General features: G+C 71.3%; 22 protein-coding genes and 1 CRISPR repeat array. Of the genes, 9 read left to right on the plus strand and 13 right to left on the minus strand.

Translation table 11 applies throughout. The features are described from left to right. Positions 1 to 41: 41 nt before the first annotated feature. Together KIK06_RS13810 and fxlM are read right to left on the minus strand one after the other, a co-directional pair. The gene (locus tag KIK06_RS13810; protein ID WP_268643436.1) at positions 42 to 248 is read right to left on the minus strand and encodes an FxLD family lanthipeptide; all 207 of its coding nucleotides are present in this window, start codon (positions 246 to 248) and stop codon (positions 42 to 44) included. A gap of 53 nt (positions 249 to 301) precedes the next feature. Beyond that, entirely contained in the window at positions 302 to 1,546 is a 1,245-nt protein-coding gene (fxlM, locus tag KIK06_RS13815; RefSeq protein ID WP_268643438.1) for a methyltransferase, FxLD system, read from the minus strand. Between the two features lie 224 nt (positions 1,547 to 1,770). On the opposite strand from fxlM, the gene KIK06_RS13820 reads away from it, so the two are divergent. Next, positions 1,771 to 2,496, plus strand: coding sequence for an HAD family hydrolase (locus tag KIK06_RS13820; RefSeq protein WP_268643439.1), 726 nt, complete (start codon positions 1,771 to 1,773; stop codon positions 2,494 to 2,496). Here KIK06_RS13820 and KIK06_RS13825 read toward each other — a convergent pair. Beyond that, positions 2,466 to 3,728: a hypothetical protein gene (locus KIK06_RS13825; protein ID WP_268643441.1), complete on the minus strand. Its 1,263-nt coding sequence runs from the start codon at positions 3,726 to 3,728 to the stop codon at positions 2,466 to 2,468. The two genes, KIK06_RS13820 and KIK06_RS13825, sit on opposite strands and share 31 nt — an antisense overlap. 235 nt (positions 3,729 to 3,963) lie before the next feature. After that, a CRISPR array of direct repeats spans positions 3,964 to 4,358; the repeat unit is 29 nt; unit sequence CGGTCCATCCCCGCGTCTGCGGGGCTCAC. An 816-nt stretch (positions 4,359 to 5,174) separates the two neighbouring features. Between KIK06_RS13825 and KIK06_RS13830 the strand changes: the two genes are divergently transcribed. Further along, positions 5,175 to 6,548, plus strand: a complete 1,374-nt coding sequence (locus KIK06_RS13830) for a DUF2254 family protein (protein WP_268643443.1) — start codon at positions 5,175 to 5,177, stop codon at positions 6,546 to 6,548. 11 nt (positions 6,549 to 6,559) lie between these two features. On the opposite strand, the gene KIK06_RS13835 is transcribed toward KIK06_RS13830, so the two are convergent. Then, positions 6,560 to 7,519 (minus strand): GlxA family transcriptional regulator, encoded by a 960-nt coding sequence (locus KIK06_RS13835; RefSeq protein ID WP_268643444.1) that lies wholly within the window; start codon positions 7,517 to 7,519, stop codon positions 6,560 to 6,562. A gap of 70 nt (positions 7,520 to 7,589) precedes the next feature. On the opposite strand from KIK06_RS13835, the gene KIK06_RS13840 reads away from it, so the two are divergent. After that, positions 7,590 to 8,567: an NADP-dependent oxidoreductase gene (locus KIK06_RS13840; RefSeq protein WP_268643446.1), complete on the plus strand. Its 978-nt coding sequence runs from the start codon at positions 7,590 to 7,592 to the stop codon at positions 8,565 to 8,567. Positions 8,568 to 8,639: 72 nt separating this feature from the next. Here the strand turns inward: KIK06_RS13840 and KIK06_RS13845 are convergent, their stop codons facing one another. The 7 genes from KIK06_RS13845 to KIK06_RS13875 form a co-directional block, all read right to left on the minus strand. Continuing rightward, a complete protein-coding gene (locus KIK06_RS13845; RefSeq protein ID WP_268643447.1) occupies positions 8,640 to 10,883 on the minus strand; it encodes a xanthine dehydrogenase family protein molybdopterin-binding subunit in 2,244 nt (747 codons plus the stop codon). Then, positions 10,880 to 11,884, minus strand: a complete 1,005-nt coding sequence (locus KIK06_RS13850) for an FAD binding domain-containing protein (protein WP_268643448.1) — start codon at positions 11,882 to 11,884, stop codon at positions 10,880 to 10,882. The genes KIK06_RS13845 and KIK06_RS13850 overlap by 4 nt, the downstream gene beginning before the upstream one ends. After that, positions 11,884 to 12,465, minus strand: coding sequence for a (2Fe-2S)-binding protein (locus KIK06_RS13855; RefSeq protein ID WP_268643449.1), 582 nt, complete (start codon positions 12,463 to 12,465; stop codon positions 11,884 to 11,886). The genes KIK06_RS13850 and KIK06_RS13855 overlap by 1 nt, the downstream gene beginning before the upstream one ends. A gap of 215 nt (positions 12,466 to 12,680) precedes the next feature. Then, a complete protein-coding gene (locus tag KIK06_RS13860) occupies positions 12,681 to 13,469 on the minus strand; it encodes an SAM-dependent methyltransferase (protein WP_268643450.1) in 789 nt (262 codons plus the stop codon). A 163-nt stretch (positions 13,470 to 13,632) separates the two neighbouring features. Next, positions 13,633 to 14,004, minus strand: coding sequence for a cyclophilin-like fold protein (locus KIK06_RS13865; RefSeq protein ID WP_268643451.1), 372 nt, complete (start codon positions 14,002 to 14,004; stop codon positions 13,633 to 13,635). 80 nt (positions 14,005 to 14,084) lie between these two features. Then, complete coding sequence (locus KIK06_RS13870) at positions 14,085 to 15,299, minus strand: MFS transporter (RefSeq protein ID WP_268643453.1); 1,215 nt, start codon at positions 15,297 to 15,299, stop codon at positions 14,085 to 14,087. 236 nt (positions 15,300 to 15,535) lie between these two features. Further along, positions 15,536 to 16,528, minus strand: coding sequence for a LacI family DNA-binding transcriptional regulator (locus KIK06_RS13875; RefSeq protein WP_017597906.1), 993 nt, complete (start codon positions 16,526 to 16,528; stop codon positions 15,536 to 15,538). A 254-nt stretch (positions 16,529 to 16,782) separates the two neighbouring features. Between KIK06_RS13875 and KIK06_RS13880 the strand changes: the two genes are divergently transcribed. The 5 genes from KIK06_RS13880 (at position 16,783) to rpsN (ending at position 19,402) form a co-directional block, all read left to right on the plus strand. Then, entirely contained in the window at positions 16,783 to 17,205 is a 423-nt protein-coding gene (locus tag KIK06_RS13880; RefSeq protein ID WP_017597905.1) for a CBS domain-containing protein, read from the plus strand. 242 nt (positions 17,206 to 17,447) lie between these two features. After that, on the plus strand, positions 17,448 to 18,542 hold the full coding sequence (locus KIK06_RS13885; protein ID WP_017597904.1) for a GTP-binding protein: 1,095 nt from the start codon (positions 17,448 to 17,450) through the stop codon (positions 18,540 to 18,542). A gap of 13 nt (positions 18,543 to 18,555) precedes the next feature. After that, a complete protein-coding gene (gene rpsR, locus KIK06_RS13890; protein WP_268643454.1) occupies positions 18,556 to 18,816 on the plus strand; it encodes a 30S ribosomal protein S18 in 261 nt (86 codons plus the stop codon). 42 nt (positions 18,817 to 18,858) lie between these two features. Further along, positions 18,859 to 19,095 carry a 50S ribosomal protein L28 gene (rpmB, locus tag KIK06_RS13895; protein WP_017597902.1) on the plus strand — a complete coding sequence of 79 codons (237 nt, stop codon included), beginning with the start codon at positions 18,859 to 18,861 and terminating at the stop codon, positions 19,093 to 19,095. 1 nt (position 19,096) lies between these two features. Next, entirely contained in the window at positions 19,097 to 19,402 is a 306-nt protein-coding gene (rpsN, locus tag KIK06_RS13900) for a 30S ribosomal protein S14 (RefSeq protein WP_017597901.1), read from the plus strand. 27 nt (positions 19,403 to 19,429) lie between these two features. Here rpsN and KIK06_RS13905 read toward each other — a convergent pair whose 3' ends face one another. Continuing rightward, complete coding sequence (locus tag KIK06_RS13905; protein WP_268643455.1) at positions 19,430 to 19,882, minus strand: hypothetical protein; 453 nt, start codon at positions 19,880 to 19,882, stop codon at positions 19,430 to 19,432. Positions 19,883 to 19,997: 115 nt separating this feature from the next. Further along, on the minus strand, positions 19,998 to 20,621 hold the full coding sequence (locus tag KIK06_RS13910) for a LysE/ArgO family amino acid transporter (RefSeq protein WP_268643456.1): 624 nt from the start codon (positions 20,619 to 20,621) through the stop codon (positions 19,998 to 20,000). Positions 20,622 to 20,693: 72 nt separating this feature from the next. Here KIK06_RS13910 and KIK06_RS13915 point away from each other — a divergent pair, with 72 nt between their 5' ends. Next, positions 20,694 to 21,590 (plus strand): LysR family transcriptional regulator ArgP, encoded by an 897-nt coding sequence (locus KIK06_RS13915; protein ID WP_268643457.1) that lies wholly within the window; start codon positions 20,694 to 20,696, stop codon positions 21,588 to 21,590. Positions 21,591 to 21,811 lie beyond the last annotated feature (221 nt).

Raw genomic sequence — 21,811 nt, forward strand, 5'->3', positions numbered from 1 at the left:
GGTGGCGGGAACGGTCTCCCGCCACCCCGGGGGGGCTGGAATCAGAAGGGGTCGGCGACGTAGGAGTTGCAGGCCGACGCGCCGTTCTGGCACGTGTTGCCGCAACCGTCACTGGTCGAGCACTGGAGCTTGCCGTTGGGGTGGGTGGCCACGACGACCTTCACGTCGAGCGTGAACTCGTCCTCGACGTCGGTCTCCGGGAATCCGGCCACGGCTGGGCTCTCGCCCAGGACAGCGGTGATCGTCATCGGAAGCGCTCTCCTTGTCTACGAGGGGTGTGGAACGGCCCGGCCCTTGGCGCTCATTTCGCCGCGGGCCAGGAGAACACGACGCGGCTGTGCTCCTTGTCGATGACCGTGTCCCCGAGCAGCCGCTCCTCGAGGGTGTCGGCGGGAAAAACGGTGATCAACGGACCGGGTCCGCCCCGCTGCTCTCGGCTCCACGCACGCAGGTGCGCGGCCACCTTCTCCGCGAACTCGGCGCCCTGCGGCCCGAAGGCATGCACGCCGTACTCGACGAACAGGCCGTCGTCCGTGCGACGGGTGAGCAGGTAGGCGAAGTTGCCGTCCTCGACCGCGGCCATCGAGAAGGAGGGGTGGTTCGGCTCCACCAGTCCGGTGTCCAGGTCCGGGTCGACGGCCATGACGCAGAAGCCCGGCAGCATCGTCGCCAGGTAGAGCTGCAACGTCCCGATCGGTTCCCGAGGCTCGACCTTCACCCCGGTCCAGGCCTCCGCTCGGGGTGTGCGGACCGCGTTGTCCAGCAGGTGCGGGTTCACGGGAAGTCCGTCGTCGAACCGCAGCCCGATCTCGCCGGTGCCCCGCACCAGGAGCAGTTGCTCATCGTGGGCGCCCGTGCCCTGCATGGGGACGAAGCCGCAGACCAGGGCCGAATCGCTCACCAGATGGTCACCGTGGCGGGCGAACCCGATCGAGCGGGTCAGGCTGCGTGTCCGCAGGGGCACCACGAGTCGCCCGTGCTCCGCGAGTTGGGAGATCCACGCCGGGGGAATGTCCCACGCTCCGGCGGTGACGATGATCCTGTCCCAGGGCGCGTGTTCGGATACACCGTCCTCGGCATCGGTGTGCAGGGTGTGGACCCGTTCGTAGCCGGTCTCCGCCAGCAGTCGCCGTGTTCGGGAGGTCACGTCCGGGTCGATGTCGACCGTGACGACGTCGCCGGAATCGCCCACCAGCTCGGCCATGAGGGCGGCGTTGTAGCCGCCGGAGCCTACTTCCAGCACCTTCATGCCGGGCTCGATCCGGGCCTGCTCCAGCATCATCGCCTGGACCTGCGGCGCGGACACCGAGCTCAGGGAGATCCCGTGTTCGTCCCGCTTGGTGACCACGGCGGTGAAGGGCTCGTACGCCTCCTCCAGGGTCGCCTCGGGCGCGAACCGGTGCCGGGGAACCGCGCGCAGCGCCTGTTCGACGCGTGGAGAGAGCAGGAGGCCTCCCAGAGCGTCGGGCTCCTTGAGGCTCTCCACCATCGCGTTGCGCAAGTCCTCCGCTGACCTGGTGGTTCCGTCCACCGCGCCTGTCGTCACCCGGATCCTCCCTCGTCGGTTCCTCGACGACAGCAGTCTTCCGTCTGGAGGGTCAATGGCCTATGCGCGCACGCATAATCTCCACGTTCGAATTATGCGATGCGTTCGATTCTTGCACCTTGAACTGTGAGGACAACCCCAACAAGTACAGGGATCCGGTTCGGGAACGTTCCTTCTTCGCTCGGGAGGGTTGAGTTCGAATCGGGGTGTGCGACGATGCGATCGTGACGCCTTCTCTGACGAACCGCCTCATCCTGTGGGATATCGACCACACCCTCCTCTCCATCGGCCCGGTCAGCCGGGAGATCTACGCCGTGGCCTTCGAGACCGTCACCGGATCACGCCAGACCGCCATGGTCGACATGGCCGGACGCACCGAGCACGCCATCATCCGCGACACCCTGAAGCTGAACGGCCACGAGCCCAACGACGACCTCGTGGACTCCTTCTATGACGCCCTGGGCCAAGCCGCCCTGGGGTTGACGGACCGTATGGTCTCCCAGGGGCGTGCCCTACCCGGCGGGCGGGAGGCGATCAAGGCGATCGGGGAAGCTGGGGGCACGCAGAGCCTGGTCACCGGCAATATCCGCTCGATCGCTCTGGCCAAGCTCCAGGCGTTCGGACTTTATGAAGGGCTGGAACTCGACACCGGCGGCTACGGTGACCACAGCAGCGACCGGGCGCGGCTGGTCGAGTTCGCGATCGCCCAGACCAGCGCCGTCATCGGCACGACCTTCAGCCCCTCCGCCACCGTCGTCATCGGCGACACCCCCAACGACGTGCACGGAGCCCACACAGCCGGGGCGTATGTGGTCGCGGTCGCGACGGGACACAGCAGCCGCGCGGAACTACTCGACGCCGGGGCGGACGCCGCCCTCGAGGACCTGCGTGACACCAGGCACCTGCTTCAGGTGATCGCTCAGCTCACCGGTTCCCCCGCTGAAGACTGAGGTGTGGTCAGGCCCTGGGAGCGGCACAGGAACCGCTGTGCGGGCTCGGCCACCTTCCACACGAGGACTTCGGATCGGAACTCGCCAATGCGATCGTTGACACGCGGGGAACGGATCGTCTCCGCCAACTCCACAGCCTTCGTCGCGACGGCACACGCGGTCTCGACGTCACCCAAGGCCAGATGTGCTCGCGCTACACGGACCAGATAGTGGGACTGATCCCGGAGCCGGTGCGGAGCTCGCTCCTTGAGCAAGGTGAGAGCGGAGTTGAGTGCGGTGATGGCTTCGTCGAAGAGGCCCAGGTCGAGGTAGGTGGCTCCGGTTTGGGCGGCCACCTCCACCTCGTCCACATAGGACACCCACACGGGAGACTCCCCGGCACGACGGGCGTGGTCAAAGGCGGTGTGCATCCGTTCGATGCTGGATCGGGCGTCGCTGAGGTTGCCCAGCTTGGCGTGGGCGCGTGCCAGTCGCGCGTGCAGCGTCGAGGTGACCAGCGGGGAGGCCGCCGCGCCGATCTCCACGGCGGTTCGCGCCAGGGCCAGAGCCTGCCGGGGTCTGTTCAGGTAGGTGTCCTGCAAGCTCCAGTAGGACAGTGCGCTGGCCGCGAGATCGGTGTCACCGGTTTCGTGCCCGGCGTAGATCGCCGTGGTCAGATGCCTACGGGCGGCTCCGTGGTTTCCGGCGTCCATCGCGATCCACCCGACCATCTGGCTGAGCGGGCCGAGCGTGTCCATACCGCTGCCGTCGCGATCCACCGCGGCGGACAACTGCGAGAGGTACCGGTCGAGGGGTAGAAACAGATCTCCGCCTCCCACCTGGTCGTCCAGGGAGACAATCGCCGCAAGCACACCGTCCGCTTGGTGAGTGATCCGAGCACGCTGGGGAGATCTGGTGGAGCGCCAAAGGTTTTCCTGAAGAGTGAGCAGGTCACGGGGGAAGCCTCGGTCCGGTGCGTGCCCGGGAGAAGGAACAGGGGTCTCCTGCGGTGTGGTCAGCTCCGGGTTATCCCCCACACCAGGCGCTCCGAGCCCTTCGAGGGCCTGGTAAGCCCTGCGGCGGTCGGTGAGGCCGCGTCCGGCCTCGGCCCGGGTGATGGTGCTCTGCGCAACCCTGCACATACTCGCCAGGGCTTCCTGCGTCAGGGACGACACCCGGCGCCGCAGGAACCGCACCACGGCCTGGGCGTCGCGTTCGCGCACCGCCACGATCACCTCTGGATCCCGCCACACCCACGCGGGGATACAGGCACACGCGCGCGAGTCCTCGCCGCGAGGACGGCCGCAGTTCCTGCACAGCATCGGGCTCTCCCGTCGTCACCTGGGGGCGTGATGAGAAGCGGTCAAGCGTAACCACTCGATGAGCCTCTCTCAACGAGTTCCATTTCCATACGCGGCTGAGGTTCAGGGCCTGGGCAATGTCTCCGATCTGATCGAACTCAACTGTTGACGGTGACCCGAGCACCATCAGTTCATCCCCGCGTCTGCGGGGCTCACTCCTTGCGCGATTCGTGTGGGCATGATGTCTCCGGTCCATCCCCGCGTCCACGGGGCTCACACAGCGAGCTGTCCGCTGTGGGTGTAGAAGTGCGGTCCATCCCCGCGTCTGCGGGGCTCACACAGCGAGCTGTCCGCTGTGGGTGTAGAAGTGCGGTCCATCCCCGCGTCTGCGGGGCTCACCAACCTGTCGGCTCTGCGGAAGTCAGACGAGTCGGTCCATCCCCGCGTCTGCGGGGCTCACATCACCACGAAGAAGAAGGAAAACATGTACGTCGGTCCATCCCCGCGTCTGCGGGGCTCACGAGCGCGCCCATGCGCCCGTGTAGCGGCCCTCCGGTCCATCCCCGCGTCTGCGGGGCTCACAGCAAATGACCTGCAACAACGCCAAGCGTTATCTTCCCGCAACATCAGATAGCGATGACAGGACCGCACACCACTCAGGTTCGCCGTTGCACAGCGAGAACTCGAACATGTGCGAGTAGAACACCACCGCTACGCTCCCCCACGAGCAGAAGTATGGTCACGACGCCGACCCACCGTGGCCATCGAAGAACTCCATCCTCATCACCCTTTCATGATGCCCAAGTGATCTCCACGGGGAGAGAGCCACCCTCGAGGGATCTCCGGGAGACGCGAAGATCCCACAACAAAACCCTCTGAACTTCACGGATGCCTGTCAGCGCAGGTCGCTGAGACCTTCGAACCACCTTGAAACGGTAGAGGTCACAAGTTCGAATCCTGTATCGCCCACCAGCCGCCCCCACGCACACGGCAGATTCTCGGAATATCCCGACAAACCACAACGCCGTGTTCCCACGCGCTCCGCACTCCCGCGGCGGGCTCGCGCACGGCTTCGCCAAGACGGTCCCAAGGGGAGCACCGCTGTTCTCCGTACCCCGGTCATCGGGGTTCCGTGCCCGGTCGCGGGCGTCCGCGATGATCGGGGGAACCGAGCGGCGGAGGGCCCATGCCGGACGAGACGACCCCCGAGCGCGGCCGCCGGGCGTCGCGCCACCGCCTCCCGCGCGGGAGGGACACCGGTCACGTGCCCGGGACGAACGTTCCCATGGGTCGCGCCGACCACGGCGCCCGGAGTCACCGACCACCGACGAAGGACATCCGCGTCCGCGCGGTCCCGTCCGCGGGCGGGCCGGTGACCGGAAGGCACCGGAGCGCGACGTGAGCGGTCCCGACACTCCCGCGTCCCGGCGCCGTGCCGGGCGCCGCCGTGAGAGCCGGGCCGAACGCCGCGCGTGGGCCCGCCTCCGCTCCCACCTGCGCGGCAGGTCGATGTGGGGTGTACCGTTCCGCCTGTTCCTGACCGCGATCGCGGTCGGCCTCCTCGTCCCGTGGTTCGACCGTGCGCTGGCCCGGGTGCTGCGCCCCTACCCCGACCTCGACACGGGGACCATCGCGGGCATCCTGGGCACGATCTCCGGCGCGATGATGACCCTGTCCGGTCTCGTCTTCACCGCGCTGACCGCCGCGATGAGCTTCAGCACCACCTCGCTGTCGGTCCGCATCGTCCCGGTGTTCAGGCAGGACGCCGTCATCCGGTGGGGGCTGGGGCTGTTCGTCGGGACGTTCATCTACTCCCTGATCGTCGCCGTGGGCATCGCGACGGGAGTGCACGACCGCAAACCGTGGGTGGCCACCTCCGTCGCCGTGATCGCCACGGTCGGGTGCGGGACCATGTTCATCGCCGTCGTCGTCCGGGTCTGCCAGCAGCTGAGTCCCGCGATCCTCCTCCGACGCCTCGCCGCGGACGGCTACAGGGGGATGGGGTTCGACCCCGCCCCGTTCCACACCGAGGCGGCGACCGTGTCCGGGCGGCACCTGCCGGAGGGGCACGTCGTCCGCAGGACGAGGGCGCTCAGGCACGGGGACACCCTGTTGGCGGTGCACACCCGGCGGCTCCTCGACATCGAGGCCGGCTGGGGCATGCGGATCGAACTCGTCCCCATGGCCGGCACGGCGGTGCGGTACGGCGGGATCCTGTTCAGGACGAGCGCGCCCACCTCGTCGTCCCAGAACGCCCGGCTGCTCAGGGCCCTGGCGTTCGGCGACACCTACTCCCCCCACAGCGGGCCCTTCGGCGCGATCAGGTCCATGGCCGACATCGCGCTCAAGGCCCTGTCCCCCGCGGTCAACGACCCGACCAGGGCCGTCCAGACGCTCGACCGGATCGAGGACATCCTGGCGAGACTGTCCCCCCGGATCGCGGCGGAGCAGGACGCACTCGCGGGCGACCCCGACGCCACCATCGTCCAGGCGTGGTCCCGCGGCTGGGAGGACCACGTCGCGGCGGGGACCGACGAGATCCGGCAGTTCGGCACGTCCTCAGTGCAGGTCCAACGACGCCTGCGCGCGCTGTACACCTCACTGCTCGCCCAGTGTCCCTCCGAACAGCACCCGCCGCTGCGGGAGCGGATCGACGCGCTGGACCGCGGCGCCGGCCGGTGGTGGACCGATCCGCTGGACCGGCGGCTGTCCGCCGCCGACCCGCAGGGCCTGGGCACGGAACGCGGGCTACCCCCCGAGCGGACGAGCTGACCGGGGCGGGTTCAGGAGGCGTCGGCCAGCGCGCCCCGGAACGTCCGGCGGTAGGCGAGGGGCGTCACGCCGATCGCGGCGCGCAGATGCTGGCGGAGCGAGGTCCCCGTGGCGAAGCCCACCAGCCCGGCGATCTCGTCCACCGGCAGATCCGTGGACTCCAGCAGGTGCCGGGCCCGCAGGACGCGCTGCTGGATCAGCCAGCGCCCCGGGCTCACCCCCACCTCCTCGTTGAAGCGGCGGACGAACGTCCGCAGGCTCATGCGGGCGTGGTCGGCCAGCTCCGCGAGGGTGAGCGGCTCGTGGAGACGCTCCAACGCCCACTGCCGGGTGGCGGCCGTGCCGTGACGCGGGTCCTCGGGCATCGGCTGCTCGATGTACTGGGCCTGGCCACCGTCCCGCCACGGGGGGACCACGCAGGTCCGTGCGGCGCGGTTGGCGACCTCGCTGCCGTGGTCCCGGCGCACCAGGTGCAGGCACAGGTCGACCCCCGCGGCGGCGCCCGCCGAGGTCAGCACGTCACCGTCGTCGACGAACAACACGTCCGCGTCCAGGTCCACCGCCGGGTACCAGGAACGGAACACGTCGGCGAGCCGCCAGTGGGTGGTGGCCGGCCGGCCGTCGAGCAGGCCCGCTCCCGCCAGGACGAACGCACCGGTGCAGAGCGAGACGAGACGCGTCCCGGGCGCCACAGTCCCCAGCGCCTCCCTGACCGCCTGGGAGGGTTCGCGGGTGACGTGAGCCATGTCGACCGACGGGACCACCACGGTGTCGGCCGAGGCCAGGACCTGCGCCCCGTGCTCGACGGCGATCGAGAAGTCGGCGTTGCCGCGCACCGGACGGCCGTCGACCGAGCAGGTCACGACCTCGTACCGGCCGGGGGCGGCGCCGAGGACGCGGCTCGGGATCCCCAGTTCGAACGGGTAGACGCCCTCCAGGGCCAGGACGGCGACACGATGGATTCCGGTCATGGCAGGATCATATCCAAAGATGGCAATCATGCCATGGCACCCCTTGGTCGGCGGCGGCCAGGATGGACACATGACGACGACGAACGACACCGCTCCCGACGCCCCGACCATGCGGGCGATCAGCCAGGACGCCTACGGTTCCCCGGACGTCCTCACCGAGGTCCGGATCCCGCGACCCTCCCCCGGCCCCAGCGAGATCCTGGTCTCCGTCCGCGCCGCCGGGGTCAACCCCACCGACTGGAAGCACCGCGCGAACAGCCTGTTCCTCAACCGGCTCCCACTCGTCCTGGGGTGGGACGTCTCCGGCGTGGTCGAGGAGGTCGGCTTCGGCGTCACCCTCTTCAAGCCCGGTGACGAGGTCTTCGGCATGCTTCCCTACCCCCACGGGGTCGGCTCCCACGCGGAGTACGTGACCGGGCCCGCCCGCGCCTTCGCCCGCAAGCCCGCGGGGATCGACCACGTGCAGGCGGGCGCCCTCCCCCTCGCGGCCCTCACCGCCCATCAGGCGCTCGTCGACACCGCCGGGGTCGCCTCCGGGCAGCGGGTGCTCGTCCACGCGGCGGCCGGAGGCGTCGGCCACCTCGCGGTACAGATCGCCAAGGCCCGTGGCGCCCACGTCATCGGCACCGCGAGCGCGCCCAAGCACGACTTCCTGCGGGGAATCGGGGCCGATGAGGTGATCGACTACCGGTCCGTCGACTTCACGGAGGCGACCGGCGACATCGACGTGGTCCTGGACCCGCTGTCCGGGGACACCCGGGCCCGCTCCCTGGACGTGCTGCGGCCCGGCGGGACCCTCGTGTCGATCCTTCCGGGCGGGTCACCGCAGGAGGCGGAGAAGGCCGCGCGGCTGGGTGTGCGGGTCGAGACCCTCCTGGTCGAGGCCGACCACGCCGGGATGGGCGCGATCGCGGACCTGGTGGACAAGGACGCCCTGCGGGCCCACGTCGAAGCCTCCTTCCCGCTCGCCGAGGCGGCCAAGGCGCACGAGTCCGGTGAGACCGGGCGCGTGACGGGCAAGCTCGTCCTCGTGGTCGGGGAGGGCTGACCCACCCGCCGGACCGCGACGGCGGCCGGGGCGGGGCTGCGCGCCCCGCCCCGGCCGACCCTCGGGTCACGGCTACGCCAGCACCGACTCGATGGTGATCGGCAGGTCGTGGAAGCGGCGCCCCGTCGCGTGGAACACCGCGTTGGCGATCGCCGGGGCGACGCCCACCTGGCCCACCTCACCGACGCCCTTGACACCGAGCGGGTTGACGACCCGGTCCTCGACCTCGATCATCTCCACCTCGACGTCCGGCGCGTCCGCGTTGACCGGCAGCAGGTACTCGGCCAGGCTCGCGTTGGCCCACCGGCCCTGCTGGGGCTCCATGTGGGTGGCCTCCAGGAGCGCCTGCCCCACCCCCCAGAGCATGCCGCCCATGAGCTGGCTCCGCGCGGTCTTGCGGTTGAGCACCCGTCCGGGCGCGAACACCCCCGTCAACCGGCGCACCCGGACCAGGCCGAGGTCCGGGTCGACCCCCACCTCGGCGAACTGGGCGCCGAAGGTGGCCATGCCGTAGCCGGTGTCCTGCGCGGGCGGCTCCCACGCGCCGAGCGCGTCGGCGTCGAACATCATGTGCCGCCGCAGCAGGTCGGAGTAGGTCTCCCCGGTCTCCGGGGTCTCACGCAGGAACATGCGCCCCTCGGCCACCGCGACCCCGGCCGGGTCGGCGCCGTGCAGCGGGGACTCCGGATCGGCGAGCGCCTGTCCGACGAGCTGGTCCCGCAGCGCCGTCGCGGCGGTGTGCACCGCGGCGCTGACCGCACCGGACCCGGCCGAACCGACGGCGGCCACCGTGTTGGGCAGCTCGGTGTCCCCGTAGTGGACGGCGACCGCCTCGGTCTCCACCCCCAGGGCCTGCGCCGCGACCTGGGCCATGATCGTGCCCACGCCGGTGCCGAAGTCGGAGGAGCCGGTCTCGATGACCGCCCTCCCGTCGGCGTACACGCGCGCGCGGGCCCGCTGAGGGCTCATGGGCGTGTAGACGGGGTAGATCGCGCTGGCCATGCCCGTACCCACGAGCCAGTTCCCGTCCCGGCGTGAACCGGGGATGGGGTCGCGCAGCCTCCAGCCGAACAGTTCCGCGCCGCGCTCGTAGCACTCCCGCAGCCCCTTGCTCGACCACGGATTACCCGTCCCCGGGTCGGTGTCGGCGTGGTTGCGCAGCCGCAGCTCGATCGGGTCGACGCCGAGCTCGTAGGCGAGCTCGTCCATGGCCGTCTCCAGTGCGAAGACACCCGACCCCTCACCGGGGGCGCGCATGAACGTCGGCGTCATGGTGTTCGCCCTGACCAGACGGAAGACACCCTCGTAGTTCGGGCAGGCGTACAACTGCGCCGTCGGGCCGATCGACGGCTCGGCCCAGTCGTCGAAGGGCGAGGTCGGCGAGATCTTGTGGTGACGGATCGCGGTCAGCGTCCCGTCCTCGCGCGCCCCCAGGGTCAGGGTGTGCTCCTGCTCCTCCCGGTGTCCGGCCCCGGTGAACATCTGTTCCCGGTTCAGCGACAGCGTGACCGGCGCCCGCACGTGCTGGGCGGCCATCGCCGCGAGGGTGGGGTGTGCGTGGATCATCGCCTTGGAGCCGAAGCTCCCGCCGACGAACTCGCTGACCACCCGGACGTCCGACGGCGCGATCCCCAGCAGTTCGGCGACGCTGAGCCGGGTCGCCGTGGGGCCCTGCGTGGTGTCGTACAGGGTCAGCCGGGTGTCCTCCCACACCGCGGTGGCGGCGTGGGTCTCGATCGGGTTGTGGTGGTTGGCCGCGAGGTGGCAGGTGCGCTCCATGACCACGTCGGCCTCGCGCAGCCCGGCCTCGACGTCGCCGCGCTCGACCCGCCCGGGGGCGAGGCCGGCGAAGACGCGTTCGGGTTCGTAGGCGTCGTCGCGCCCCTGCTCGATCGTGGTGACCGCCGGTTCCAGCGCGTAGGTGACCCCGACCAGCTCGGCGGCGTGCTCGGCCCTCTCCAGCGTGTCGGCGACGACCATCGCCACGGGCTGACCCGCGTAGTGCACCCGTTCGTCCTGCATCGGGAAGAAGCTCTGGCCGTGCGCGGTGGTGCCCGCCAGTGAGGCGATCGGCCGCGGCTCGACCGCCACACGCGGCAGGTTGTGATGGGTGAGCACGGCCAGGACACCGTCGACGGCCAGGGCCTCGGAGGTGTCGATGTCGGTGACGCGGCCGTGGGCGATCTCCGAGACGACCAGGACCGCGTGGGTGGTGCCCGGCGGGCGCTGCTCGGCGGAGTAGCGGGCGGCGCCGGTGACCTTGGCGTGGCCGTCGACCCGGTCGACGGCCCGGCCGATCTGTGATCCGGTGCTCATGCGTTCCCTCCCCGTCCTCGCTTTGACTCCACCGTCTCCAGGGCACGCACCATGGTCCGCTGGGCGAGTGTGATCTTGAAGGAGTTCATGCTCCGGGGTACGGCGTCGGCCAGCTCCGCCACGGCCGCGTCCTCGAACGCGGCCCGCCGTGCCGGGGCTCCGGTGAGGATGGCCTCGGCGTGCCGTGCCCGCCACGGCTTGGTGGCGACCCCACCCAGTCCGATACGGGCCTCGGCGATGATCCCTCGCTCGATCCGCAGGACCACCGCGGCCGAGGCGAGGGCGAACTCGTAGGATTGGCGGTCGCGCACCTTCAGGTAGTGGGAGGTGCGAGCCGCGGGGTTCGCGGGTACCTCGATGGCGGTGATCAGCTCGCCGTGGGCGATCGGGTGTTCGCGATCGGGCGTGTTCCCCGGCAACGGGAAGAAGTCGTCGAAGGCGACGGTCCGCGAGCCGTCGGGGCCCCGGAGGTGGACGATCGCGTCGAGCGTGGTCAAGGCCACCGCGACGTCGGACGGGTGTGTGGCGATGCAGTGCTCGCTGGTGCCCAGGACCGCGTGGGTGCGGTTGAACCCGTTCATGGCCGCGCATCCGCTACCGGGTTCACGTTTGTTGCACGCCTGGTCCACGTCCCGGAAGTAGGAGCAGCGCACCTTCTGCATGAGGTTGCCGCCCATGGTGGCCATGTTGCGCAGCTGCGCGGAGGCGCCCTTCTCCAGGGCCTCGGCGATGACCGGGTAGCGTTCACGTACCGCGGGGTGCGCGGCCACGTCGCTCATCCTGGCCAGACCGCCGAGGCGCAGCCCGCCGTCGGGGAGGTCCTCGATCGCGGCGATGGGCAGGTCGTTGATGTCGACCACGCGGCGGGGTCGGGCGACCCGGATCCGGAGCATGTCGACCTCGGTGGTTCCGCCCGCGAGGAACTCGCTGCCGGGGTCGCCGCCGACCTCGGCGATGGCCGTGGCCACGTCGGACACGCGCTTGTAGGCGAAGGAGCGCATCACCGACCCCCTTCCCGCGTGGCCTCGTCCGCGTCGCGCACCTGCCGGATCGCGGAACGGATGTTCGGGTAGGCGGCGCAGCGGCAGATGTTGCCGCTCATCCACTCGGCGATCTCCGCGTCGTCGGAGGCGTGCCCCTCCTCGATGAGGGCGACGGCCGACATCAGCTGGCCGGGTGTGCAGTATCCGCACTGGAAGGCGTCGTTGTCGACGAAGGCCCGCTGCATCGGGTGGAGGCGGTCCTCCTCGGCCAGCCCCTCGACGGTGGTGATCTCGCGCCCCTCGCAGGCGACGGCCAGGGTCAGGCAGGCGACCACGCGGCGTCCGTCGACCCAGACGGTACAGGCCCCGCAGGCCCCCTGGTTGCAGCCCTTCTTGGGGCCGGTGACATCGAGGCGCTCGCGCAGGGCGTCGAGCAGGCTCACCCTGGGTTCGACGCGAACCCCGTGCGTGGTCCCGTTGACGGTCAATGTGATGTCGACCGGTTCCGGGCCGATCTCGGCATCCCTGGGCCGGATACCCCTGGCCTGCTCCGGGATGCTCGGTGCGACGGTTCCGGTGCGGTTGCTGGGCGGCTTCATCGGAGCCCCCTCGGGAGCGGCGTGCGGTGCGTACTCATTGCGATCCCCCTGGTCACGCTGGTGCCGTGGCGCCACGGACGACTCCTGAGGATGCTCTCAACCCGATGTGTACCGCGCGTGTGAATGAGCCCCAGTGGATGGCAATATCCCGCAAAGATCCGCTGGGGCGGGGCCCGTTCGGGCGGCGGGGTCACGGCCGCCGCCGAGTCCTCGGGTCAGGGCTTGCGGCCCACTCCGCCGAACTGGGCGATCTCGCGTGCCTCGCCGACCTCGGCCGGGTCCGGGCGCCAGAACGGGATCGAGCACACCCCCGGTTCCAGGAGCTCCAGACCGTCGAAGAAGGCCTCGATCTCCTTGACGCCGCGCAGGTGGTAGGGGATGGCCGCACCCTCGTTCCACGCCGCGGTGGCCGCCACGATCGCCTCGCCGGTGTTCGTGCTGTCGCACATGGCGAAGAAGCTGCCGGGGGGAAGCGCCTCCTGGTAGGTGCGCACGATCTCGTGGGTGCGCTCCTCGACCGGCTGGTGGCCGAGGGTGCCCAGGCAGGTCAGCGCGATCGGCCGACCGAAGTCCAGGTGTTGGCGCACCTGGCCCAGGAGCGCCTCGGGCTCGCGCAGGTCGGCGTCGATGTAATGGGTGGTTCCGGAGGTGACGCCGGTGAGCAGGGCACGCGCGTGGGCGAGCACCATGGGGTCGTTGTCGACGTAGACCACCCGGGCGTCCGGCGCGACGGACTGGGCGACCTCATGCGTGTTGTTCACGGTGGGCAACCCGGTGCCGATGTCCAGGAACTGCCGGACCCCGTGCTCCCGCGCCAGGTGGGTGACGACCCGGACGAGGAAGGCCCGTTCGGCGCGGGCGATCTCGACGATCTCGGGGAAGGCCCGTTCGATCTGCTCGCCGAGTTCGCGGTCGACCGGGTAGTTGTCCTTTCCGCCCAACCAGTAGTTCCACACCCGCGCCGAATGGGCCACGGTCGTGTCGATGGGGGGAGTGTCCGTCATGGGCGCCTCTCGCCAGGGTCGTGGTGGTGTTCCGGCCTCGCATTCTCGTGCTCCCGGAACCCGCCACGCAAGCCGGACCGCCTACACCGCAAGGCTTCCCGACGGAGTCGCCCGTCGGCCCGGGGGCGTGTGCGACCTCGCCCCCGGACCGACGCGCGGGCCCTCACCCGTCGCGCTCGACCCTGACGGTGTCGCCGTCGCCGACCTCGGCGAGGGCGCGGTGGTCGCCGTCGATCCGGCCGAGCACGTTGGCCGCGCTGGCGAGTCTGCTCTCCGGCCCGACGGAGATCGGCGTGGGGCCGAAGGGCAGGGCGAGCGCCGATCCGGCCAGCCAGTAGCAGACGGTGCCGGGATCGACGGTGTCGGTCGCGTCGTCCTCGCGCTCGGCCTCCACGGGGACGGCGAAGTACACCTCGTCGCCCCACGTGTTGACCGACGACTCGATGGGCAGGGCGTCCCAGAGGGCTTCGGAGGTCGGGGTGCTGTCGAGCGTGGCGGTCACCGAGCCGCCGGCCCAGGAGATGCGGATCCTCATGTGACCTGTGTATCGGGTGGCGATAGCGGAGCTCACACCGGGGTATCCATAATGCAGATATTGAATTCCGAATTGCGGAACTACTGTGCGGCCTGGAGGCCGGATTCCGCCTCCCGCGCCCCCTCCGGGTGCCCGCCCGCCCGGGGACCGGAACGGTCCAGCGAGGCGGAGAACAGTGCGACACCGAGCCCGACGAGGGCCAGGACCACGCCGATCACGGCGGGCGACGTGTACCCCAGCCCCATGCTGATCCCCACCCCGCCCAACCAGGCGCCCCCGGCGTTGGCGAGGTTGAAGGCCGAGTGGTTGGAGGCCGAGGCCAGCGAGGGCGCCGCGGCGGCCTTGTTCATCACGAGCACCTGGAGCGGCGTCACCACGGCGGACCCGGTCGCGCCGAGGGCCAGGACGGCGATCGCGGCGGTCCAGGGGTGGTGCACCGCGAAGACGAAGAGGGCCAGCACGACCGCCAGGCAGACGAGGGCGCCGTGGATCGTCGGACGCAGGGCCCGGTCGGCCAGCGGGCCGATGACCAGCGAGCCGATCGTCATCCCGGTGCCGAAGAGCGCCAGGACGAACGGCACGCCGCCGGGCGCCATCCCGGCCAGCTCGGTCATCATCGGCGAGATGTAGCTGTAGACCGCGAACACCCCGGCGAACCCGAAGACCGCGGTGGTCAGACCGAGGAGGACCTGCTGGCCGCCCAGCGCGGACAGCTCGTGTCGGAGTCCTCCCCCGCCGAACGCGGACGCCGGCATCCGGGGCACGAAGAGCGCGATCCCCACCAGGGCGAGCGCGGCGACGGCGGCCACGGCCAGGAAGGCCACCCGCCAGCCGAGGAGCTGGCCCAGGAAGGTGCCCGCGGGGACGCCCACGATGTTCGCGACGGTCAGACCGAGGAACATGCGCGCCACCGCGGTCGCCCTGCGGTCGGGGCGGGCGGTGTGCGCGGCGACCAGCGCGCCCACGCCGAAGAAGGCGCCGTGCGGAAGGCCCGCCAGGACCCGGGCGGCGAACACCGTCCCGAAGCCGGGGGCCACGACGGTCGCGACGTTGCCGAGCAGGAAGAGCCCCATGAAGATCAGCAGGACGGCCTTGCGCGGCACACGCGTGCTCAGGGCCGTGAGCAGCGGCGCGCCGACCACCACTCCCCCGGCGTAGGCGGAGATCAGGTATCCGGCGGTCGCGACCGGGACGTCCAGATCCGTGGCGACCTCGGGCAGCAGACCCATGATCACGAACTCGGTAGTACCGATGGCGAACGCTCCGACGGCGAGAGCGAGCAGGGCCAGAGGCATGGGTGTGCCCCCTTTCACGACGGTGGACGCGGGGTGGGCGTGCGAACGGGAACCCAGGGGTGTGGGCCGACATGGTCGGGGCGGACCCCGACCACCGATTTGGCACGTGCTAAATCCAGGGTCGCAGCTCTCCGGGGCCGAACCCAACCACTCGGACGTGTGATCTCCCTCGCGGCGGCCGGAAGGCGGGGCACGGACCCACCCGCGCGCGGGTCCGCCCCGGCGGCGGATCCGGGTCAGCGCGCGTCCGGCCTCGGCGGCCCGGTGCTCCCTCGGACGCTGAGCGTGGGCTCCAGGACGACGTGCCTGGCGTCCGTGCGCCCCTCGTCCAGCCGCTCGGCCGCGCACCCCATCGCGATCCGCGCCATCAGCGCCGCGTCCTGCCGGACGGAGGTGAGGTCGACGAAGGACAGGCGAGCGGTCCGGCTGTCGTCGTAACCGACCACGGACACGTCCCGCGGAGCGTGGACGCCCGCGCGGACGAACGTCTCCAACAGGCCGAGCGCGCAGCGATCGTTGCTCGCGACCACGGCGGTGGGCAGGCGGTCGCGCGTCAGGAGTGCGCGAGCCGCCCGCGCGCCCGACTCCTCGGAGTAGTCGCCCGCGATGACGTCGGCGAACGGGCCGAGGCCGTGGGCGCGCATCGCCTCGGCGTAGCCCTGCCTGCGTTCCGGCGCGCCGGGCAGGTCCGCGCCGTCGACGTGCGTGATGGCGCGGTGCCCCAGCGCGACCAGGTGGTCCACCGCCTGACGCACCCCGTCGGCGTCGGCGGTCCGGACGCTGTCGGTGCCCTCCACCCCCGTGCGCTGACCGATCTCCACCACGGGGACCTGCGCCGCGATCGTGGCCAGGTGGGCGGGGGCCGCGGCGGAGAGTCCGATGAGGATGAGGGCCTCACAGCGCAGACCCAACAGGTCGTCGATGGACTCGCGCTCATCCCGCGTGGACAGCAGAGCGCTGAGCACGACGCCGTAGTCCAGTGCGGCGGCGGCCGGGTAGACGGCCTCGACGAGGTGGACGTCGAGCGGATGCTCCATGGTGAACAGCACCCCGACCTGGCGGCTGCGGGCCCGGCGCAGCAGTCGGGCCGTCTTGTCCGCGCAGTACCCGATCTCCTCCGCGGCCCGCAGGACCCTTTGCCGCGTCGCCGCGCTCGGCCCGGGGCGGTCGCTCATCACCAGGGACACCAGCTGCCGGGACACCCCGACGCGCGCCGCGACGTCGGCCATCGTCGGCCGACGCGCGGGAATCCCTCCTGACCGCGCGCCGCCCGTGCTCCCGGTTTCCGGCATCCCGTCCCCTCACCGCCCGGCGTCTCGTGCCGCCGATGGTAGCGGCATCGGCGAGGATCCCCGACAGGGGCGGGAAACCGGCGTCGGCACAGGCTCCGACCTGCTCCGAAGCGCGCCCCGCCAGGTTTGGCCCCTACGGGAACGGCTAGGGGTCCAATGCGGGACGCACACCGAAGGAAGGGAGAGGGATCATGCCGAGGACCATCTCCGAACTGATGACGAGCCCCGCGCGCACGGTCGGGCCGGACACGTCCCTGCGGGCCGTGTCCCGCATCATGCGGGACGAGAACGTCGGCGACGTGATCGTGACCCACGAGGACGGCTCGCTCATGGGCATCCTCACCGACCGCGACATCGTCGTGCGCTGCCTGGCGGCCGGCGGGGACTGTGACACCCAGACCGCGGGCGCCACCTGCAGCGCGCACGTGGCGACGGTTCCGCCGCAGTGCCGGGTCTCGGAGGCCGTGGACATGATGCGGTCCAAGGCGGTGCGCCGCCTGCCCGTGGTGGACGACGAGGACGTCGTGGGGATCATCTCGATCGGCGACCTGGCCCAGGCGGTCGACGAACACTCGGCGCTGGCCGACGTCAGCTCCGCCGAACCGAACCGCTGAACTCCCACCGCGGGACGGTGCCCTGACCCGAGCGGGGCACGGGCGCCCCCGGACAGTGAGACGGCCGCCACGTCCCACCGGGCCGCCCACGGGGGACGGCCCGGGGCGTGGCGGTCCCGCACGCCCCCTCCCCCTCGCCCACCGACCCGTCGGCTCCGGGGTCGGTCGCACGTAGGTTACGATAATGATTATCGTTTCCATTTTAAGAACGGAGGTCACCCCCGATGGAGCCGACAAGCCCCATGCGCGTGGCCGTGGTCACCGGACTGCACCGCGCCGCGCGCGGACGGACGGTGGACGCGCTGCTCGCGGCGGTGCCGAGGTCGGTGGCGGTCCACCACGACCTCGAGGAGATCAGTGAGGGGCGCGTCCACCGCGTCACCCGCGACCGCTGGGGACCCCTTGACCGTACCCCGGTCGAACTGGACCACCTGTGCGCGTCGTGCACCCTGCGCGAGGACCTCGTGCCCCTCTTGCTGCGACTGGCCGCCGAGGGTGAGCACTCCCTGTGCGTCGTGGAGGCCTGGGACGTCGTCGAGCCCCGAACGGTCGCCGAGGTCATCGCCGCCCAGCGCGAGCTGGACCTGGTCGCCGCCCTGACCGCGGTGGCCGCCGACCGCCTGCTCCCCGACCTGGCCACACACGACGACCTGCGCGACCGCGGCTTGGACATCGCGGTGGAGGACGATCGGACCGTCGCCGAGGTCCTGGCGCACCAGATCGAGTACCCCACCGCCGTGGTCCTGCACGGGACCCGGCACCGCGACGAGGCGCGCTCGCTGCTGGAACAGCTCAATCCGGCCGCCGCCGTCGTCACGCCCGGAGCGGGCCTGGCCGATCTCACGCACGGCCGGTTCGACCCCGAGGCCGCCGCCAATCGCACCAACCCCGCGTGGGCGCGGTACAGCCCGCGCACGGACGGCCGGGTGAGCACCGTGACCTGGTCCCGCAGGAGGCCACTGCATCCCGAGCGCACCCATGAGGCCCTGGAACGGCTGGTCTCGGCCGGGTTGCGCAGCCGGGGGCGGATCTGGCTGGCCAGCCGACCCGACACCCTCCTGGTCTGGGACGCCCACAGCGACGCCCTGGTCCTGGAGAGCGGCGGCCCGTGGCTGGACGCCCTGCCCGGAGCCGCCATGGAGATGGTTTCCGAGGCGCGGCGCTTCGCCGCCCGGCTGGACTGGGACCCGGTCGTCGGGGACCGAGGGCAGCACCTGGCCTTCACCGGGGTCGACCTGGACACCGAGGGCCTGGTCGCGCTGCTCGACTCGTGCCTCATCACCGAGGAGGAGACCGGGCGGCCACTCCGGAACGACCCCTTCGCCGACGCCCTGTGAGAAAGGAATCCCCATGAGCGCCACACCCCGGCGGGCCGGCGGGCGCGGCCCGTCCCGCAGGTTCGCCAACCCGCTCGGCGACGCCGACCACGTCGACTACAAGGACGTCGATCTGCTGCGCAGGTTCATCTCCGAGAAGGGCAAGATCCGCAGCCGTCGGGTCACACGGGTGACCGCCAAGCAGCAGCGGCTCATCACCGCCGCGGTGAAGAACGCCCGCGAGATGGCCCTGCTCCCCTACCCGTCCAACACTCCAGCGACCAGGAAATCCTGATCGCGCACAGGAAACCCCGACCGAACGACCGAGAGGAACACCGTGTCACGCGTCTGCCAGGTGACGGGCCGCGCCCCGAGCTTCGGGAACGCCGTCTCCCACTCGCACCGGCGCACCCGCCGCCGATTCGACCCGAACATCCAGAGCAAGCGGTACTGGCTGCCCAGTGAGAACCGCTACGTCCGACTGCGGGTGAGCGCCAAGGGCATGCGCGTCATCGACGCACAGGGCATCGAACGGGTGGTCGCCCAGATCCGGGCGCGCGGGGAGAGGGTCTGAGATGGCCAAGAAGAGCAAGATCGCCCGGAACGAGCACCGCGGGCGCGTCGTGGCCCGGTACGCCGAGCGGCGGGCCGAACTCAAGCGGATCATCCGGAGCCCGGAGACGGGCCCGGAGGAGCGTGCGGCCGCCGTGCGCGAGCTCCAGCGCCAGCCCCGCGACGCCAGCGCGACGCGCGTACGCAACCGGGACTCGGTGGACGGCCGTCCGCGCGGGTACCTGCGCAGGTTCGGGCTGTCCCGGATCCGGTTCCGCGAGGCGGCCCACCGCGGGGAGCTGCCCGGCGTGACCAAGTCCAGCTGGTAGGCGTGAGCCCCGGGGCGTGCGGACGGGTCAGGCCGTCCGCACGCCCGTGACGCGCTGGAGCGCCAGGGCCGCGAGCCCGCACAGCCCGCCCGCGATCGTCCCGGTCACCAGGCTGCTGACCACCGCGAACCCTCGGATGATGACGGCCTGTGCCGCCGGGGCGAGGTCCGCGAGGTCGCCGCCGAGCGCGGGTGGGTCGTCGCCCCACGAGATGTTCCACAGCAGCTGGTGTCCGAGGGCGAGGAAGACACCCGAGATCAGCCCGACCGCCAACAGGGTCACGAGGGGGTTGGGCACCCGCCGGACCAGGACCACGGCGATCCACACCAGCGGGGGCACGAAGACGAACACACCGTTGACGAACGTGCCCTCCTCGAGGACGGACAGGTCGTGCAGGACCACCCGGGGCACCGAGAGCAGGGCCAGGAGCACGAGTACGGGGAACGACAGGCCGAGGGCGGCCCTCTTCTGAACGGTCATGGGACCAACGTAGGAGCGGGGCCGCGACCGGCGCGTCGTCTCCGAAGCGCGTCCCGCTACGCCGGGAGGCGTGTCCCGGGCCGCCCCTCGACGTAGGGCGTGTCCGCGGGCGGAGTCAGCCGCCGAGGGCCAGGCGGGCGCCCAGGGAGAGCATGACCACGGCGATCACCCCGTCCAGGACCCGCCACGCGCCCGGCCGGGAGAACACCGGGCGCAGGAGCCGGGCCCCGAAGCCCAGGGCGAAGAACCACAGGAAGCTGGCGGTCACGGCGCCGCGCACCCACCACCAGCGCGCCTCCCCGTCCTGCTGGTTGGCGACGGAGCCGAGGAAGACCACCGTGTCGAGGTACACGTGCGGATTGAGCCAGGTCAGGGCGAAGGCGGTGACGACGGCCGGCCCGAGCCGCAGGGAGCGCGGTGCCCCGTCGGAGGTGAGGGCGCCGGGACGCATGACCCGGAGCGCCGCGAGCAGGCCGTACACCACCAGGAACCCGGCGCCGAGGACGCGCACCGCGACGAGCGCCGTCGGCACCGCTTCGATGACCGCGCCGACGCCGAGGACCCCGGCGGTGATGAGGACGGCGTCCGACAGGGCGCAGACCAGGACCACGGCCAGGACCGTGCGGGGGCGACCGTCGATGCCGAGCCGGAGGACGTAGGCGTTCTGGGCGCCGATGGCCACGATGAGGGCGAGCCCGGTTCCCAGGCCGAGCACCGCCGCGAGCAGGGATTCGTTCACGTCCGGAACGTTAGGATCTCCGGAGTGTGCAGTAAAGCTAAACTTTCTTAGAACCCTTAAGAAAGGCTAAGGATGCCCTTCCAGTTCGACCACCTGCGCACCCTCACCACATTGGTGGACGAGGGGACCTTCGAGGCGGCCGCCCGCCGGTTGCACGTGACCGCCTCGGCCGTCTCGCAGCGGATCCGGACGATGGAGCAGACCGCGGGCAAGGTCCTGGTGCAGCGCACCAACCCGGTGGCGCCCACCGCGGCGGGCGACGTGGTCCTGCGCTACGCCCGGCAGGTGGTCCTCCTGGACGGGGACGTGCTGGCCGAACTCCAGGCCTGGGAGGGCGGCGCCGACCGGGTCCCCGTCCCGCTGGCGGTCAACGCCGACAGCCTGTCCACGTGGTTCCTGGAGGCGCTCGCCGAACTCCCCGCCGACCTGGGCGCGGTGTTCGACGTCCACCGGGAGGACGAGGAGCACACCACGTCGCTGCTGCGCTCCGGGGCGGTGATGGCCGCCGTCACCTCGACCCCGGAGGCGGTCCAGGGGTGCGCGGTCGAGGGCCTGGGGACCATGCGCTACCAGGCCGTGTGCGCTCCGGGCTTCGCCGCCGGGCACCTGGGCGACCCGGTCGACGTGGAGCGGCTCGTGGACGCCCCGGTGGTCAACTTCGACCGCAAGGACGAACTCCAGGACCAGTTCCTGCGGAACCTGACCGGACACGAGCCGAGCGCGCCGTGCCACTTCATCCCGGCCTCGACGGACTTCGCCAAGACCATCCTGCTCGGGCTCGGGTGGGGGGTGGTGCCCGAACAGCAGTGCCTGGCGCAGATCGAGGCGGGGCGGCTGGTCGCGCTCGCGCCCGACCACCCGGTGGACGTGCGGCTGTACTGGCAGCGCTGGAACCTGCGGTCGCCGCTGCTGGACCGGGTGTCGGAGGGGGTGCGGGCCTCCGCCGCCGCCCACCTGCACCCGCTGTAGCCGTGGTGGCCCCGGTCGCCGAGCGACGGCGCGGCGAGGGGGCGGGGGAACGCACGCGCCGCGCACGGTGCGCCGCGGACCGGGGTTGTCGGCGCGGCGGCCCTCTGGTGGGATGGGACCGCGGTGCGCCGCCCCCGGCGGGCCGCGTCAACGATGGGACTTTCTGGCGCACGGAGCACGCGCGGGCGTGCCACGACCGGCCTCGGCCGTGCGTCCGCGCC

Source organism: Nocardiopsis sp. EMB25 (genome assembly GCF_026797795.1).
GTDB classification, from domain to species: Bacteria; Actinomycetota; Actinomycetes; order Streptosporangiales; family Streptosporangiaceae; genus Nocardiopsis; species Nocardiopsis lucentensis.

What these genes read in the sequence shown, in the direction of transcription:
- KIK06_RS13810 (WP_268643436.1), bottom strand. Translation starts at nt 248, where the DNA reads ATGACGATCACCGCTGTCCTGGGCGAGAGCCCAGCCGTGGCCGGATTC.
- KIK06_RS13835 (WP_268643444.1), bottom strand. Translation starts at nt 7,519, where the DNA reads ATGACCGGAATCCATCGTGTCGCCGTCCTGGCCCTGGAGGGCGTCTAC.
- KIK06_RS13840 (WP_268643446.1), top strand. Translation starts at nt 7,590, where the DNA reads ATGACGACGACGAACGACACCGCTCCCGACGCCCCGACCATGCGGGCG.
- KIK06_RS13845 (WP_268643447.1), bottom strand. Translation starts at nt 10,883, where the DNA reads ATGAGCACCGGATCACAGATCGGCCGGGCCGTCGACCGGGTCGACGGC.
- KIK06_RS13850 (WP_268643448.1), bottom strand. Translation starts at nt 11,884, where the DNA reads ATGCGCTCCTTCGCCTACAAGCGCGTGTCCGACGTGGCCACGGCCATC.
- KIK06_RS13855 (WP_268643449.1), bottom strand. Translation starts at nt 12,465, where the DNA reads ATGAAGCCGCCCAGCAACCGCACCGGAACCGTCGCACCGAGCATCCCG.
- KIK06_RS13860 (WP_268643450.1), bottom strand. Translation starts at nt 13,469, where the DNA reads ATGACGGACACTCCCCCCATCGACACGACCGTGGCCCATTCGGCGCGG.
- KIK06_RS13865 (WP_268643451.1), bottom strand. Translation starts at nt 14,004, where the DNA reads ATGAGGATCCGCATCTCCTGGGCCGGCGGCTCGGTGACCGCCACGCTC.
- KIK06_RS13870 (WP_268643453.1), bottom strand. Translation starts at nt 15,299, where the DNA reads ATGCCTCTGGCCCTGCTCGCTCTCGCCGTCGGAGCGTTCGCCATCGGT.
- KIK06_RS13875 (WP_017597906.1), bottom strand. Translation starts at nt 16,528, where the DNA reads ATGGCCGACGTCGCGGCGCGCGTCGGGGTGTCCCGGCAGCTGGTGTCC.
- KIK06_RS13880 (WP_017597905.1), top strand. Translation starts at nt 16,783, where the DNA reads ATGCCGAGGACCATCTCCGAACTGATGACGAGCCCCGCGCGCACGGTC.
- KIK06_RS13885 (WP_017597904.1), top strand. Translation starts at nt 17,448, where the DNA reads ATGCGCGTGGCCGTGGTCACCGGACTGCACCGCGCCGCGCGCGGACGG.
- rpsR (WP_268643454.1), top strand. Translation starts at nt 18,556, where the DNA reads ATGAGCGCCACACCCCGGCGGGCCGGCGGGCGCGGCCCGTCCCGCAGG.
- rpsN (WP_017597901.1), top strand. Translation starts at nt 19,097, where the DNA reads ATGGCCAAGAAGAGCAAGATCGCCCGGAACGAGCACCGCGGGCGCGTC.
- KIK06_RS13905 (WP_268643455.1), bottom strand. Translation starts at nt 19,882, where the DNA reads ATGACCGTTCAGAAGAGGGCCGCCCTCGGCCTGTCGTTCCCCGTACTC.
- KIK06_RS13915 (WP_268643457.1), top strand. Translation starts at nt 20,694, where the DNA reads ATGCCCTTCCAGTTCGACCACCTGCGCACCCTCACCACATTGGTGGAC.